The sequence below is a fragment of the Kitasatospora sp. NPDC093550 genome (genome assembly GCF_044764985.1).
Classification (GTDB): Bacteria; Actinomycetota; Actinomycetes; order Streptomycetales; family Streptomycetaceae; genus Kitasatospora.
In genome coordinates, this window is sequence record NZ_JBIWJF010000011.1 from 245,264 (window position 1) to 261,251 (window position 15,988).

At 71.8% G+C, this 15,988-nt stretch carries 12 protein-coding genes; 2 read left to right on the forward strand and 10 right to left on the reverse strand.

From position 1 onward, the window contains the following. Nucleotides 1-80: 80 nt before the first annotated feature. From pflB to ACIRD3_RS20030, 9 genes are all read right to left on the reverse strand, one after another. Nucleotides 81-2,342: a formate C-acetyltransferase gene (pflB, locus tag ACIRD3_RS19990; RefSeq protein WP_402218181.1), complete on the reverse strand. Its 2,262-nt coding sequence runs from the start codon at nt 2,340-2,342 to the stop codon at nt 81-83. Nucleotides 2,343-2,373: 31 nt separating this feature from the next. Further along, nucleotides 2,374-5,013 (reverse strand): bifunctional acetaldehyde-CoA/alcohol dehydrogenase, encoded by a 2,640-nt coding sequence (gene adhE / locus ACIRD3_RS19995; RefSeq protein ID WP_402218184.1) that lies wholly within the window; start codon nt 5,011-5,013, stop codon nt 2,374-2,376. 238 nt (nt 5,014-5,251) lie between these two features. Next, nucleotides 5,252-6,109 carry a universal stress protein gene (locus ACIRD3_RS20000; RefSeq protein ID WP_402218187.1) on the reverse strand — a complete coding sequence of 286 codons (858 nt, stop codon included), beginning with the start codon at nt 6,107-6,109 and terminating at the stop codon, nt 5,252-5,254. A 143-nt stretch (nt 6,110-6,252) separates the two neighbouring features. Then, nucleotides 6,253-6,726, reverse strand: a complete 474-nt coding sequence (locus tag ACIRD3_RS20005; RefSeq protein WP_402218189.1) for a universal stress protein — start codon at nt 6,724-6,726, stop codon at nt 6,253-6,255. Nucleotides 6,727-6,748: 22 nt separating this feature from the next. Next, on the reverse strand, nt 6,749-7,534 hold the full coding sequence (locus tag ACIRD3_RS20010) for an HPF/RaiA family ribosome-associated protein (protein ID WP_402218192.1): 786 nt from the start codon (nt 7,532-7,534) through the stop codon (nt 6,749-6,751). Nucleotides 7,535-7,557: 23 nt separating this feature from the next. Beyond that, nucleotides 7,558-8,553: a carbamate kinase gene (locus ACIRD3_RS20015; RefSeq protein WP_402218194.1), complete on the reverse strand. Its 996-nt coding sequence runs from the start codon at nt 8,551-8,553 to the stop codon at nt 7,558-7,560. Between the two features lie 2 nt (nt 8,554-8,555). After that, nucleotides 8,556-9,560: an ornithine carbamoyltransferase gene (gene argF, locus ACIRD3_RS20020; protein ID WP_402218197.1), complete on the reverse strand. Its 1,005-nt coding sequence runs from the start codon at nt 9,558-9,560 to the stop codon at nt 8,556-8,558. A gap of 23 nt (nt 9,561-9,583) precedes the next feature. Next, nucleotides 9,584-10,807, reverse strand: a complete 1,224-nt coding sequence (locus tag ACIRD3_RS20025; RefSeq protein ID WP_402218200.1) for an arginine deiminase — start codon at nt 10,805-10,807, stop codon at nt 9,584-9,586. Nucleotides 10,808-10,829: 22 nt separating this feature from the next. Further along, nucleotides 10,830-12,239, reverse strand: a complete 1,410-nt coding sequence (locus ACIRD3_RS20030; protein WP_402218287.1) for an amino acid permease — start codon at nt 12,237-12,239, stop codon at nt 10,830-10,832. 549 nt (nt 12,240-12,788) lie between these two features. Here ACIRD3_RS20030 and ACIRD3_RS20035 point away from each other — a divergent pair. Together ACIRD3_RS20035 and ACIRD3_RS20040 are read left to right on the forward strand one after the other, a co-directional pair. Continuing rightward, nucleotides 12,789-13,493, forward strand: coding sequence for a response regulator (locus ACIRD3_RS20035; protein WP_402218203.1), 705 nt, complete (start codon nt 12,789-12,791; stop codon nt 13,491-13,493). A 90-nt stretch (nt 13,494-13,583) separates the two neighbouring features. After that, nucleotides 13,584-13,982, forward strand: a complete 399-nt coding sequence (locus ACIRD3_RS20040) for a pyridoxamine 5'-phosphate oxidase family protein (protein WP_402218206.1) — start codon at nt 13,584-13,586, stop codon at nt 13,980-13,982. A 63-nt stretch (nt 13,983-14,045) separates the two neighbouring features. On the opposite strand, the gene ACIRD3_RS20045 is transcribed toward ACIRD3_RS20040, so the two are convergent. Continuing rightward, on the reverse strand, nt 14,046-15,758 hold the full coding sequence (locus tag ACIRD3_RS20045) for a GAF domain-containing protein (RefSeq protein WP_402218209.1): 1,713 nt from the start codon (nt 15,756-15,758) through the stop codon (nt 14,046-14,048). Nucleotides 15,759-15,988 lie beyond the last annotated feature (230 nt).

Genomic DNA, 15,988 nt, shown 5'->3' on the forward strand with positions numbered 1-15,988 from the left:
TCCCTTGCTCCTTGCACGAAGACGCGGTGCCGACACCCGTGGTCGGGGAGGGCGTCGGCACCGCGGGCGGATGGGTGCGGCTACAGCGCCCCGTGGAAGGTGCGGCCGATCACGTCGAGTTGCTGCTCGCGGGTGAGGCGGACGAAGTCGACCGCGTAGCCGCTGACCCGGATGGTCAACTGGGGGTAGTTCTCCGGGTGTTCCATCGCGTCCAGCAGGGTGTCGCGGTCGAGGACGTTGACGTTCATGTGGAAGCCGTGGCAGGTGGTGTAGCCGTCGAGCACGCCGACCAGGTTGGTGATCCGCTCCTCGGGGGTGCGGCCGAGGGCGTCGGGGGTGACGGTGTTGGTGAGGGAGATGCCGTCCTCGGCCTGGTCATAGGGGAGTTTGGCCACGGACAGGGCCGCGGCGACGTATCCGTGGCGGTCGCGCCCGTTCATCGGGTTGGCGCCCGGGGAGAACGGCTCGCCGGCCTTGCGGCCGTCCGGGGTGGCGCCGGTCTTCTTGCCGTAGACCACGTTGGAGGTGATGGTCAGCACCGACTGGGTGTGCTCGGCGCCCCGGTAGGCGGGGTGCTTGCGGACCTTCTTCATGAACTCCTCGACCAGCTGCACGGCGATCGAGTCGGCCCGGTCGTCGTTGTTGCCGTACGCGGGGTACTCGCCCTCGACCAGGTAGTCCACGGCCAGGCCGGTCTCGTCCCGGACGGGCCTCACCGTGGCGTGCTTGATGGCCGAGAGCGAGTCGGCGGCCACCGAGAGGCCGGCTATCCCGCAGGCCATCGTGCGGCGGACGTCCCGGTCGTGCAGGGCCATCTCGATGCGCTCGTAGGCGTACTTGTCGTGCATGAAGTGGATGACGTCGAGCGCGTGGACGTAGGTCTGGGCCAGCCACTCCATCTGCTGGTCGAACTTGGCCAGCACGGCGTCGTAGTCGAGCACCTCGTCGGTGAGTGCACCGGTCTCGGGGCCGACCTGGGCGCCGGACTTCTCGTCGCGGCCACCGTTGATCGCGTACAGCAGGGTCTTGGCGAGGTTGACCCGGGCGCCGAAGAACTGCATCTGCTTGCCGACGGCCATCGCCGAGACGCAGCAGGCGATCGCGGTGTCGTCGCCGAAGCGCGGGCGCATCAGCTCGTCCGACTCGTACTGGATGCTGGAGGTGTCGATGGACACCTGGGCGCAGAACTCCTTGAAGCCCTGGGGAAGTTGCGGGCTCCAGAAGACGGTCATGTTCGGCTCGGGGGCCGGGCCGAGGTTGTAGAGCGTCTGGAGGTAGCGGAAGGAGGTGCGGGTGACCAGCGGGCGGCCGTCCTCGCCGATTCCGCCGATCGACTCGGTGACCCAGGTCGGGTCCCCGGAGAACAGCTCGTCGTACTCGGGGGTGCGCAGGAAGCGGACGATCCGCAGCTTGATGATGAAGTCGTCGACCAGCTCCTGCGCCCCGGACTCGGTGAGCGTGCCCGCCTCGATGTCTCGTTGGAGGTAGACGTCCACGAAGGTCGAGGTGCGGCCGAGTGACATCGCCGCGCCGTTCTGCTCCTTCACCGCGGCCAGGTAGGCGAAGTACAACCACTGGACGGCCTGGCGGCCGGTGCGGGCCGGACCGGAGATGTCGCAGCCGTAGCCGGCCGCCATCTGCTTGAGCTCCGCGAGTGCCCGGACCTGCTCCGCGAGCTCCTCGCGTTCGCGGATGGTCTCCTCCAGCCGCGACGGGTCGCGCGGCAGCCGGTCCAGCTCGGTTTTCTCGGCCCGCTTGGCCTCGATCAGCCGGTCCACGCCGTAGAGGGCGACGCGGCGGTAGTCGCCGATGATCCGGCCGCGGCCGTAGGCGTCCGGCAGGCCGGTGATGATGCCGGCCTTGCGGGCGGCGAGGATCTCGGGCGTGTAGGCGTCGAAGACGCCGTCGTTGTGGGTCTTGCGGTACCGGGTGAAGACCTTCTCCAGCTGGGGGTCGACCGGGTAGCCGTAGGTTTTCAACGCTCCGGCGACCATCCGCCAGCCGCCGTAGGGCATGATCGCGCGCTTGAGGGGTGCGTCGGTCTGAAGTCCGACGATCAGCTCCCGGTCGCGGTCGATGTGGCCGGGCGCGTGCGCGGTGATGCCGGCGGGGATGTCGTGGGCGACGTCGTACACGCCCTTGGCGCGTTCCTCGGGGAAGCGGTCGGTGATCTGCTGCCAGACCGCGAGGGTCCGCTCGGTGGGCCCGGCGAGGAAGGAGCCGTCGCCCCCGTAGGGGGTGTAGTTGTGCTGGACGAAGTCGCGCACGTCGATGGTTTCGCGCCACCGCTCGCCCCGGAAGCCGTCCCAGGCGGTCGCGGAGCCCTGCTGCTGTGTGGTCATGGTCGGGCTGTCCTTCTCGCTCGGGTGGTGGTCAGGACCGGTCGCCGTAGTAGGCCTGGCGCATCAGCTGCTGCATGTCGGCGAGCAGCGGCATCCGGGGGTTGGCCGGGGCGCACTGGTCCTCGAAGGCGTTCATCGCCTGCTGCGGCAGCGCCGCCAGGAAGGCTGCCTCGTCGACCCCCGCCTCCTTGAAGGAGCGCGGGACGCCCACCCGGTCGCGCAGGTCCTCGATCGCGGTGGCGAGCGACTCGACGCCCCGCTCGGGGGTGTCGGCGGGCAGGCCGAGCATGCGGGCGACGGCCTGGTAGCGCTCGGGGGCGACGTAGCTGCGGTACTTGGGCCAGCTGGTGACCTTCGCCGGCGCCGTGCCGTTGTAGCGGATGACGTGGGGCAGCAGCAGCGCGTTGGTGCGGCCGTGGGCGACGTGGAAGGTGGCGCCCAGGGTGTGCGCCATCGCGTGCACCACGCCCAGGAACGCCGAGCCGAAGGCCATGCCGGCGATGGTGCCGGCGTTGTGCGTCTTCTCCCGGGCGACCGGGTCGTTCGGGCCGTCGGTGACGGCCCGCTCCAGGTTCTCGAAGATCAGCCGGATGCCCTGGAGGGCGAGTCCGTCGGTGAAGTCGTTGGCGTAGACCGAGACGTAGGTCTCGATGCAGTGGGTGAGGGCGTCGAAGCCGGTGTCGGCGGTGACGTCGTCGGGCAGGTGGGTGGTCAGTGCCGGGTCGACGATGGCGACGCTCGGGGTGAGCGCGTAGTCGGCGAGCGGGTACTTCTGTCCGGTGGCGGTGTCGGTGATCACCGCGAACGGGGTGACCTCGGCCCCGGTGCCCGATGTCGTCGGGACGCACACCAGCTTCGCCTTCTCGCCGAGGTCGGGGAAGGTGAAGGCGCGCTTGCGGATGTCGAAGAACTTCTCCTTGAGGTCGGCGAAGTCGACCTCGGGGTGCTCGTACATCAGCCACATGACCTTCGCCGCGTCCATCGGCGAGCCGCCGCCGAGCGCCACGATGGTGTCGGGGCGGAAGTCGCGCATCAGCTCGGCGCCCCGCCGTACGGTGTCGATGCTGGGGTTGGGCTCGACGAAGTCGACGACGCGGACCTCGACGGGTTCGCGGCGTCGGTCCAGGATGCCGCGGATCCGCTCCAAGTGGCCGATCTCCACCATGGTCCGGTCGGTCACGACGACGATCCGGTGGGCGTTGGGCATGCTCGCCAGGTACTTGATGCTGTTGCGCTCGAAGTAGATCTTCGGTGGGACCTTGAACCACTGCATGTTGGTGTTGCGCCGCCCGATGCGCTTGATGTTCAGCAGGTTCAGTGCCGACACGTTGCCGGCCACGGAGTTGTGCCCGTAGGAGCCGCAGCCCAGTGTCAGCGAGGGGGTGAAGGCGTTGTAGACGTCGCCGATGCCGCCCTGCGAGCTGGGCGCGTTCCAGATGATCCGGCAGGCCTTGACCGCGTGACCGAACTCCTCGACGAACGCCGCGTCCTCGGTGTGCACCGCCGCCGAGTGTCCGAGCCCGTTGAACTCCACCATCGCCGAGGCCAGTTCGACGCCCTCTCGACGCGAGGCGGAGGTCAGCACGGCCAGCACCGGGCAGAGCTTCTCGCGGGTCAGCGGCTCGGTCGGCCCGACCTCGGCGACGTCCACCAGCAGCACCGAGGTGTCCGCCGGCACCTCGAACCCCGCCGCCGCGGCGATTTCGGGCGCACTGCGGCCCACCACGTCGGCGTTCAGCCGTTGCCCCGCGCAGGAACTCCCGTCCCCGGCGCCGAACAGGTACCGCTCCAGCAGCACCTTCTCCTCGGCGTTCGCGTGATGCGCCTTCAGCGTGCGGAACTCGGCGAGCGCCGCGTCGCGGATCTCCGCGTCCAGGATGACGGCCTGCTCGGAGGCGCAGATCATGCCGTTGTCGAAGGTCTTCGACAGCACGATGTCGTTGACGGCCCGTTTCAGGTCCGCGCTCCTCTCGACGTAGGCGGGGACATTGCCGGCGCCGACGCCGAGGGTCGGCTTGCCGCAGGAGTACGCCGCCCGGACCATCGCGTTGCCGCCCGTCGCCAGGATCGTGGCCACGTCCGGGTGTTTCATCAGGGCCTCGGTGGCCGCCATCGACGGCTCCTCGATCCACTGGATGCAGGACTGCGGGGCTCCGGCCGCCACCGCCGCCTCCCGCACGATCCGGGCCGCCTGCGCCGAGCAGCGCTGCGCGGCGGGGTGGAAGGCGAACACGATCGGGTTTCGGGTCTTCAGCGCCAGGAGGCACTTGAAGACGGTGGTGGAGGTGGGGTTGGTGACCGGGGTGATGCCCGCGACCACACCGACCGGCTCGGCGATCTCCACGATCCCGTCGATCTCGTCGCGGTGCACCACCCCGACGGTCTTCGTGCGGGCCATCACGTGGGTGACGTTCTCGCAGGCGAAGACGTTCTTCACGGCCTTGTCCTCGAACAGGCCACGGCCGGTCTCCTCGACCGCCAGCGCGGCGAGGCCGGTGTGCTGGGCCAGCGCGGCCAGCGACGCCTTCTTGACGATGTGGTCGACCTGCTGCTGGGTGAAGTCGGCGTACTCCGCAAGCGCAGTCAGGGCGTCGGCGACCAAGGCGTCGACGGCAGCGGCGGAGGCCGGGGCGGGAGGAGTCGGCTCCTCGGTCTGCGGGCGGCGGGACATGGCGGGGCCACCTTTCGGTTCTTCGTCCGGGGATCGGGTACCGGCGGGCGCTGCTCGCGCCTGCACCGACAGCCTTCCCGAGCGGCGCCGCACGGGGAGGCGGCCGATGGGGTACGCCTGCGGGCCGAAGGTCCCTCACCGCAGACTGCCGCGGCCACGAACGACCCCGGGCCGAACACGCCGCCGGCCGTGGCAGGACCGGGTGCCGGTCCTGCCACGGCCGGCGTGGCGTTGTCGATCAGTCGTGCGGCACCACCGCGACCGGGCCGTGTGGGTGGTGCAGCACGGCGTGGGCCACGGCGCCCAGCCCGGGAACGGCCGGCCGGCCCCTCGGGATCCGACGGCCCACCACCACCAGGGAAGCGCTGCGGGATGCCTCCACCAGCGCCTTTCCGGCCGGCCAGCCGGTCACCTCGGCCGCGACGCGCACCTCGGGGAACTTCTTCCGCCAGGGCGCCAGCGTGTCCTCGAGCCGGACCTGCGCGGCGGCGGCCAGCGCACTCGTGATCTCCGGCGGGTCCACCGGAGCGTCCGTCGCGTACCCCCCGGTGGGCAGCTCGCGGCTCTCCAGCGCCCGCAGCACCGCACCCCGTTCGGTGGCCCTCTCGAAGGCGAACGCGAGCACCTCGGCACAGGGCCGACTGCTGTCCACCCCGACCACGACGCCACCGTGCACGTCGCCCCGGCCGTCCGTACCGCTCCGGATCAGGACCACCGGGCAGGCGGCGTGCGCCGCGGCGCGCAACGCGACCGACCCGAGCAGCAGCCCGGCGAGGCCGCCGATCCCGCGCGAGCCGAGCACCAGCAGGCCTCCGCGGTCTCCGGCGGCCACCAGTGCCTCGGCCGGGCTGCCGGGCACGTGCTCGCAGGAGACCCTGAGGCCCGGCAGCACCTCCACGATCCGATCCCGCAGCGCGAGCACCGGCCGGGGCAGCAGCTCCGCCGGGTCCGCGGCCTCCACGGAGAACTCCGGCCGCGCGCCGACGTGGATCAGCCGCAGGGCCCGACCGCTCAGGTGCGCCTGATAGGCCGCCCACTCGGCCGCCGCAGCGCTCTGCGCCGATCCGTCGACTCCCACCACAACCGCGTGAGACATGATCACGTCCTCCTCCGCTCTCCGGTCGCGGCACCGATGTGCGCGACCCCGTGTCCGATGGACAGGCTTACGGCTGGTGAAGGCCTGCCACAGAGGCCGAGCAGCCCCTGACCGGTCCCAAAGGTCCCGGTCAGGGGCTGAGCTCAGGCCTCGGGCACGACCGCCACCGGGCAGTCGGTGTGGTGCAGGACCGCGTGGGCCACCGGGCCGAGCCAGGCGACCCGATCACCCGGGCGGCGGCCGAGCACCAGCAGCCGGGCCTTGACGGACGACTCCACCAGCACCCGGCCCGGCGAGGCGCACTCGGTGTCCGCGACCACCTCGACCTCGGGATAGGTCAGCTGCCAGGGCTCCAGGACCCAGCGAGTTCTCCTGAGACCCGCCGAATGCCTTGGAGTATGGGGGGCGCCAGTTGCGCCGGAGGGACAGGGCGACGGTCCAGTCACGAGAGATCGAGCCTGGGACCGCCGAGGAAGCAGGATGCCCGGCACCACGTGGCGCTCCGGGGAACGGGGCCCCAACGGGCGACCGGGCAGCACAACGGCGGGAGCCGGGAGCGGCCCCACACCGTCCCCGGCTCCCGCCGTTGTGGTTGTGCTGCCCGGTCGAACCCCCACGGCCGCCGGGCCGGCCCGCCCCCTACAGCGCAGGAGTGATGAGGCCGTAGTGGCCGTCGTAGCGGTGGTACAGCACGTTGCCGCGGCCGGTGGCGGCGTCGGTGAAGAAGACGAACGGCAGGCCGCTCAGGTCCAGGCGCGCGACCGCGTCGTCGACGGTGAGCCGCGGTGCGCCGAGCGTGCTCGCCGGCAACCCCGGCACCGGGTCGGCCTGCGGGCCGACGGTGGCCAGCCGGTAGCCGTCGTCGGCCGGGTTGCGGTGGACCACGCTGTCGCAGCCGCTCGCCGTGTCGGTGAACAGGTGGAAGTCGTAGTCCATGGCCTCCAGTTCGAGCACCGCCTCCCAGGCCGTCTGCCGTGCCAGGCTGTAGGACTTGTGCCGCACGATCCGGCGCTCCTGCGCATGGCGGGCGTGGCGCTGCGGGCGGTGCTCGTGCCGAGCGCCGCCCAGCGGGACGGCCGGTGGAGTCGCGTGGTGGCGGTAGTGGTCCCGGTGGCCGCGGACACGGGCGATCCGGGCGATCAGGCGGTCCTGGAGCAGGTCGACGGCCTCCTGCATGGTGGTGGCGGCCACGTGCGCCCGCACCGGCCTGCCGTTCAGATCGACGACGGCTTGGGCGAGCGAGGGCTTCGCCATCGCGTGGTTGGCCTCCTGGGCGAGCTTCACCCGGGCGGCGAGGACCGGCTCGTCGAGGCGCCCCAATACGGCGAGCATCTTCCTCCGGGCGTAGTCGGGTGCGGCCGAGGTGACCTCGCCGCGGGTCTCCACCAGGACGTCGGTGGCGGGCTCGGTCTGCAGCTGGTTCATCCCAGTTCCCTTCCTCGTGGTGTTCAGACGGTCGCGTGCGGTGCGGCCGGGTCGTAGGCCGAGGGTCCTTCCGGCAGGACCCTCGGCCGACGGCCCACGGGTACGGGCAGCGCGCGGACGGTGGTGCCGGTGGTGCCGAGGAGCGCGCCGAGGGCGTTGTCCAGCGGGCCGATGACGGCGAGGTGACCGGTCCGCTCGGCGAAGTCGGCGGCGGCTTCCGCCTTGGGGCGCATCGAGCCCGCGGGCAGGTCCAGCTGGTGCAGTCGGTCGGGGGTGACGGTGGTGAGCGGACCGGGGTGTGCGGCGCCGAAGCGGGTGAACACGTGGGTGACGTCGGTGAGGATCAGCAGTGCGTCGGCGTCGAGCTGTTCGGCGAGCAGGGCGGCGGTGCGGTCCTTGTCGACGACGGCCTCGACGCCGCGCATCAGGCCGGTGTCGGGGTTGCGGGTGACGGGGATTCCGCCGCCTCCGGCCGCGATCACCACCGAGCCGCTCGCCAGGAGAACGCGGACGGCGGCGAGCTCGGTGATCGCCTTCGGCAGCGGCGAGGGGACCGTGCGGCGGAGGTGGTCGCCGTCGCGAGCGGTCGTCCATCCGCGGTCGAGCTCCATCATCCTGGCCTGGTGGTCGGTGAGTCGGCCGCCGATGAACTTGTCGGGGTGTTTGAAGGCGGGGTCGTACGGGTCCACCTCGGTGTGGGTGACCAGGGCGGTGACGGCGTGTCCGGGCAGGCGGCCGACGAGTTCCCGGGCGAGAAGGGTGCCGATCATGCCCTGGGTCTGCGCGCCGAGGACATCCAGTGGGTAGGGGACGGTCAGGTCCGGGTCGCTCTCGCTCTCGGCGGCGAGCAGGCCGACCTGCGGGCCGTTGCCGTGGGTGATGACCAACTCGTGCCCGGCGAGGACGAGTTCTGCCAGTGACCGGGCCGCGTCGTGGACGTGGTGCTGCTGGACGGCGGCGTCGGGGTTCTCGCCCCGCTGGAGCAGGGCGTTTCCGCCGAGGGCGGCGACGATGCGCATGGTCAGTTCCTCCCGAGGGTGGCGACGAGGATCGCCTTGATGGTGTGCATGCGGTTCTCGGCCTGGGTGAACACCAGGGAGGCGGCCGACTCGAAGACCTCGTCGGTGACCTCCAGGCCCTCGAGCCCGTGGTCGGCGGCGAGTTCGGCGCCGAGGTCGGTGTGGCGGTCGTGCAGGGCCGGCAGGCAGTGCAGGAAGGCGGTGTCCGGGTTGCCGGTGGCGGCCACGGTCTCGGCGTTGATCTGGTACGGGAGCAGCAGGTCGATGCGCTCCTTCCACCGGTCGTGGTCCTCGCCCATCGAGACCCACACGTCGGTGTAGAGGAAGTCCGCGCCGCGCACGGCCTCCTCGACCTGGTCGGTGAGGGTGAGGCGGGCTCCGCTCTCCTGGCCGAGCAGCAGGCACTCGGAGACCAGCAGCGGGTCGGGCCACAGCTTCCGCGGAGCGGCGATGCGCACGTCCATGCCGAGCAGACTGCCCATCACCATCAGGGAGTTGGCGGTGTTGTTGCGGGCGTCGCCCAGGTAGCAGAACGAGATCCGCTCCAGCGGCTTCCCGCTGTGCTCGCGCATGGTGAACACGTCGCAGAGGCTCTGGGTGGGGTGGCACTCGTCGGTGAGGCCGTTGTAGACCGGCACCCCGGCGTGGGCGGCGAGCTCGGTGACGGTCTCCTGCGCGAAGCCGCGGTACTCGATGCCGTCGTACATGCGCCCGAGGACACGGGCGGTGTCGGCGACCGATTCCTTGTGGCCGATGTGGGAGCTGTCGGGGCCGAGGTAGGTGGTGGTGGCCCCTTGGTCGGCGGCGGCGACCTCGAAGGCGCAGCGGGTGCGGGTGGAGTTCTTCTCGAAGATCAGGGCCAGGCGGCGGCCGGTCAGGTGCGCGGCCTCCGTCCCGGCGCGTTTGGCGGCCTTGAGTTCGGCGGCGAGGTCGAGCAGGTAGTGGATCTCGTCGGCGGTGAAGTCGAGTTCGCGCAGGTAGTGGCGGTCGCGAAGGGGGCTGGTCATGGTGGTTCTCCTTTTCCGGGTGGTCAGTTGGCCGGGTCGCGCTGGATGGGGCAGCTCATGCAGCGCGGGCCGCCGCGGCCGCGGCCGAGCTCGGAGCCGGCGATGGTGACGATCTCGATGCCCTGCCGGCGCAGGTGGGTGTTGGTGGTGGTGTTGCGCTCGTAGCCGACGACGACGCCGGGTTCGAGGGCGAGGAAGTTGCTGCCGTCGTCCCACTGCTCGCGTTCGGCGGCGCGGTGGTCCTGCTCGGCGGAGAGGAAGCGGACCTTGTCGAGGTCGAGTGCCTCGGCCAGGGAGGCGGCGAGGTCGGTGTCGGGGGTGACGTCGAATCCGGCGGGGCGTTCGGGGGCGGGGGTGAGGGTCCAGGAGCGCAGCCGGTCGGCGAGACCCGGGTAGAGCGCGAAGGCGTCGCGGTCGATCATCGTCATGACGGTGTCCAGGTGCATGAACGCCCGGCTCTCCGGGAGGCGCACCGCGATCAGCCGGTGCGCGGTGCCGGTCAGGAACAGCTGCTGGGCAAGGGCCTCGACGGCCTGGGCGGTGGACCGCTCTCCCATACCGACCATCACCACGCCCGGGGCGACCACGTGGACGTCGCCGCCCTCCAGGCTCAGCTCGGGAGCCGTGGTGGTGCCGTCCAGCAGCGGCGGAGCGGTTTCGGCGAACAGCGGGTGGAAGCGGTAGACCGCGGCGGTGTGCAGGGTCTCCCGGCGGCGCGCGGCCTTCGCCATCGGGTTGAGGCTGTAACGCCCTCCGATCCAGCAGGAGTTGTCGCGCGGGAAGAGGTGGTTGGGCAGCGGCGGCAGGGCGAAGTCCTGGTCTCCGAGGGTGTGCCAGGCCAGGCTGTGCGGGTTGCGCAGCGGCAGGTCGGTCTTGAGGACGCCGCCGATCAGGTACTCGGCCAGCGTCCTGCCGTCGAGCTGCGCGCAGAGCTCGTGGACCTCATCCACCAGGGCCGGGCCGACGGTCGCGGGGGTGACGACCTGGCCGAGCAGCCAGGACCGCGCCGGCGCCAGGTCGAGCGTCTCGGCGAGCAGGTCGGCGTAGTGGTGGACGCGCACGCGGTGGTCGCGCAGCACCTGGGCGAAGGCGTCGTGCTCCTCGCGGGCGCGCTTGGCCCACAGGATGTCGTCGAAGAGCAGCTCATCGACGTTGCGCGGGGTCAGCCGGGACAGTTCCAGTCCCGGGCGGTGCAGGATCACCTGACGCAGGCGGCCCGCCTCGGAATCGACACGCAGGGTGGACATGGGTGGGTTCTCCTCGGTCGGTTCAGTGCTGGTGACGCGGGGTCAGGGCGCGGCGCAGGATGGTCGGCAGGCCGACCGGGCGGGCGGTGCGGGCCGCCTTCGGCAGGGGCAAGGCGGTGGGGGCGACTGCGGGCTCGGTCTCGGTGGGCCCCGCCGAGACGGTGGTCCGCGCCGCGGTGCTCGGGCGCTTGAGCCAGATGTAGACGGGGATGCCGAGCAGGATGGTGAACAGGCCGTAGTAGACGGTCTGGTAGCCGCTGCCCTGGATCGACCAGTACGAGAAGACCAGGGCGAGCAGCGCGACGGTGACGTCGCGGACGAAGCGCCGCCGCTCCAGCTCCTGGCGGCCGCGCACCACCAGCCAGTACAGCTGCGCTGCCGCCGAGACCAGGTAGGGGATCACCGCGGTGAGCACGCTCAGCAGCACGATCTCGGTGAACACCTTGGTGAAGCGGGTGTAGCTGACCACGGTCAGCACCGAGGCGAGGACGGTGGCCGAGACGATGCCGAAGGCCGGCACCTCGCTGCGCCCGCGGGTGCCGGCGAAGGCGGCCGGGAAGAGCCCGTCGCGGGCCGCGGCCATCGGCATCTCGGCGCAGATCAGGGTCCAGCCGTTGAGCGCGCCGAGACCGGAGATGACCGCCGCGGCGGCGACCAGGTCGCCGGCCCAGTGGCCACCCGCGATGTTGTTCACCGCGTCGGTGAACGGCGCGGTGGAGGAACCCAGTTGGGCGTGGGGAACGGTGCCGAAGACCGCCAGGGTGCCGAGCAGGTAGATCGCGGCGCAGGCCAGCGTGCCGTACACCGTCGCCCGCGGCACGTTCCGCTTCGGCTCGCGCACCCGACCGGCGGCCACCGAGGCGGTCTCCAGGCCGATGTAACTGAACAGTGCGATCGCACCCGCCGCCGACACCGCACCCAGAGCCGAGCCGCCGCTCGCGTTGAACGCGCCGAAGTTCCCGGACTTCACAAAGAGCAGACCGGCCGTCGCCATGAACGCCAGCGGCACGAACTTCAGGACCGTGGTGACGACTTGGAACGCGCCGATGTTCCGCATCCCGGTCAGGTTGACGATCGCCGGCAGCCACAGACCGGCCAGCGCGATCGCGATCGAACCCCCGGTGTGGTGCCCCTTGTCGACGAACACCTCGACGTAGCCGACCCAGGCGACCGCGATGGCCGCGTTCCCGGCCCAGGCGGTGATCCAGTACGACCAGGCGGTCAGGAACCCGGCGAACTCACCGAACGCCTCACGGGCGTAGACGTACGGCCCACCGCTCCCGGGTACCCGCTCCGACAGCCGCCCGAAGACCATCGCCAGCGCCAGCGCGCCGATCGTCACCAGCACGAACGCCACCAGCGCGATCGGCCCGTACGGCGCGAGCGCGGAGGGCAGCGCGAACACCCCGGTACCGATGACGCTGCCGACCACCAGCGCGGTCGCGGCCGGCAGGCCGAAGCCGCCTCCTGCTGCGCGCGGACCGTCAACCGCACTGCCCTGCTGTGGTCTTCCGCGATCGTGTGCGGACATCGACTGCTCCTCTGCGGTGGGCTCCCGGCAGACGGACACCGGTGCGTCCGTCGCTCACGGTGACGATCCTGGGGCCGTGACCAGTGGTCGCCCCAGGGACCATCGGGCCCTGTTGCCGCCGCCACCGGTCCCGCCCGCCCGTCCCACTGGTCCCGCGGCCCTGGCACCGCGCCTGGGCCGAGCTGGAACCCGTGTGGACCGGACGCGCCGCCCGACACCCCCGCACCGACGGCCCTTCCAGCAGCTGAGCGCGGCGCACCTCCGCCCCGCGTCCCCGTCGCCCGGCGAGGCCCTCGCCGCGGCTTCCTCAGCCGGTTCCGTCCGTCCGTGAGCTGGAGAAGGGGGAACGGGGCCGTCCGGCCCTATCGCATGGGCCGGATCGAGGTCAGACTGCTGGCGGTCCCACCTGCCCCGCTCCGGTGGCGGGTCCAGGCACGTACGGAGAAGTAGATGGTGGACAGCACGGCGGACCGGGCGAGCGGCTCCGACGCGGTGAAGGTGTTCCTGCTCGACGACCACGAGGTGGTCCGTCGCGGCGTGCACGACCTGCTGGACGCGGAACCCGGCCTCACCGTCATCGGCGAGGCCGCAACGGTCGAACAGGCAATCGCGCGAGTCCCGGCGCTCCGTCCCGACGTGGCGATCCTCGACATGCGGCTGCCGGACGGCGACGGCGTGACCGTCTGCCGCGAGCTGCGCTCGCGCATGCCCGAGCTGGCCTGCCTCATCCTCACCTCCTTCGACGACGAGGAGGCGCTGCTCGACTCGATCATGGCCGGCGCCTCGGGATACGTGCTGAAGCAGATCAGCGGCACGGACCTGGTCTCCGCGGTGCGCACGGTCGCCGCCGGGCAGTCCATGCTCGACCCCGGCGCCACCACCCGTCTGATGGCCCGCCTTCGCGGCGACAGCGCCCCGCAGCCCTCGGACCTCCCGCAGCTCACGGACCGCGAGCGCGAGATCCTCGCGCTGATCGGCGAGGGCCTGACCAACCGCCAGATCGGCCAGCGTCTCTACCTCGCCGAGAAGACTGTCAAGAACCACATCTCCCGGCTGCTGGCCAAGCTCGGCGTGGAGCGCCGCGTCCAGGCCGCCGTCATCGCCACCCAGACCCTGGCCGCCCACGACCAGGCGTCCGGCCGACGCGTCCACTGACACCTGCCACCGGCAGTCGGACCACCAGGCCCCCGGCCGGGGACCAACGGCCTCTCCCACACACGTCGGCCCGGGACGACCATCGATGCCATGACACCTGACATCGCGCCGCTCGAGGAGCGGTACTGCCTGCGCCTGCTGGCCGGAGCACGGGTCGGGCGCGTCGTCTACACCGTCGGCGCCCTGCCGGCTGTCCTGCCGACCCGCTACCGCCTCGACGGTGACGGCAGCGTGCTGCTGCAGGCCGCCGCCGGTTCCGAATTCCTGCGCGCGGTGGCGGGGGCACTCGTCGCCTTCCAGGCCGACGAGATCAGCGCGGCCGACGGCAGCGGCTGGAGCGTCACGGTGCTCGGAACCGCCGAGGCCGGCGGGGGAGGCTCCGCGGCCGATCCCGTCGCGCCGACGCCCGACGGTCAGGTGACCATCCGGATCCACCCCGAATGGGTGACCGGCCGCCTCCTGCCCGCCGCCCTCGCCCCGCAGCCCTGACGGCGGCGCGCACCCTCCAAGCCCCCCCCCGGCACGCTCAGCCCGCCGACGGCACCGCCGCGATCAGCCCGCCAGCGGCACCGCCCAGACCAGCCGAGCCCCGCCTTCCGGCGGACGGGACACTTCCAGCGCGCCGCCCAGCCCCTCGGCGCGCTCCGCCAGGTTGCGCAGCCCACTGCGCCGTCCTTGGTCCGGGATGCCTACCCCGTCGTCCTGCACGGTCAGCAACACCCGGGCTCCGGTCGCCCGCAGCGCGACCTCGACCCGGCCCGCCTTCGCGTGCCGGGCCGCGTTGCTCAGCGCCTCACCCAGCACCGCCACCACGTGATCGGCCACCTGCCCCGGAACGTCCGTGTCGAGCAGGCCCTCCATGCTCAGCCGAGGCGCGAAGCCCAGCGCCGCCTGGGCCTCCTCGACCACCCGCACCACCCGCGACCGCAGCCCCTGGGCCACCGAGTCCTCGCGCGCACGCAGGCCGAAGATCGTCGATCGGATGATCTTGATGGTCTCGTCCAGATCCCCGACCGCCCGCAACACCCGGTCCGAGGCCCCGGGGTGCTCGATGAACCGCGCCGCGCTCTGCAACGTCATACCGGTCGCGAACAGCCTCTGGATGGCCAGGTCGTGCAGGTCACGGGCGATCCGATCGCGGTCCTCCAGCATCGCCAGTTGTTCGGCGTCCCGGCGCCGGTCCGCCAGCTCCAGCGCCAGCGCCGCCTGGTCAGCGAACCCGAGCAGCGGGCCGATCTCCCGCTCGGTGAAGGCCCGCTCCCCGGTCGGCCGGGCCAGCAGCAGGGCTCCCTCGCTCTGCCCGTCCGCCCGGCCCAGCGGCACGGCCACCGCCGGCCCCAGGCCGGAGAACCGGCGCGGCCCGCCGGTCAGCCGGGGGTCCTGCGCCAGGTCCAGGGTCGTCACCGGCGAACCGAGTCTGAACGCCTCTCCGGAGAGCGTCCCGGTCAGCGGCAGGTGGATCCCCGACCGGACGGACGGGTCGCCGCCCAAGGCGAGTTCGACGCGCAGTCCGTCGCCGTCCTCCTCGCGCACGGACAGGTCGGCCAGTTCGGCACCGGTGATCTCCAGCGCCCGCCGCGCGATCAGCTCCATCACCTCGCCGCGGGTGGCCCCGGACAGCAGACCCCGGGTGATCTCCGCGCTCGCGCTCAGCCACCGCTGCCGGCTCTGCGCCTCCTCGAACAGCCGCGCGTTGTCGATCGCCACGCCGGCCGCCACCGCCAACGTCGCGATCACCGACTCGTCGTCGGCGTCGAACTGCTCGCCGTTGCGCTTGTCGGTCAGGTAGAGGTTGCCGAACACCTCGTCCCGCACCCGCACCGGCACCCCGAGGAACGTCCGCATCACCGGGTGGTGCGCCGGGCAGCCGTACGAAGCGGGATGCGCGGCCAGATCCTCCAGCCGCAACGCTTCGGGACGGCGGATCAGCTCGCCGAGGATGCCCTTGCCGGTCGGATAGGGGCCGATCCGGGCGAGCTCCTCCTCACCCAGCCCCACGGTCAGGAACTGCGACAACGACTCGCCGTCCGGGCCGATCACGCCCAACGCCGCGTACCGGGCGTCCACCAGAACCGCGGCAGCCTCCACGATCCGCCGCAGCACCTGCGTCAGATCCAGCTCCCGGCCCACCGACAGCACCGCCTCCAGCAGGCTGTGGACCCGGTCCCGGGTGCCGCGAGCGGCGTCGATCCGGGCCTGCAGCTCCTCCAGCAGCTCGTCCAACCGCAGCTGCGGAATCCGCGACCGCACCTCGTCCCCGCCCACGCGAGCCTCCTCAGCTTCGGGCCACCAACCGGCCGATTCTCGCAGATGCCCGTTTGAACGTGACAGGGGCCGCCCTCCACGGTTTCGCAGCGACCGGCGGAAAACCCCAGGTCACGCTGGCACTCACCACGCCAGTGCGTTCACGCCCGTGGTGTCGAGGAGTGGTCCGAACGACCGGGGCCAGTCACGCGATGGACGTTCCCCGGGTACCCGGCCGCACCACACGCTTG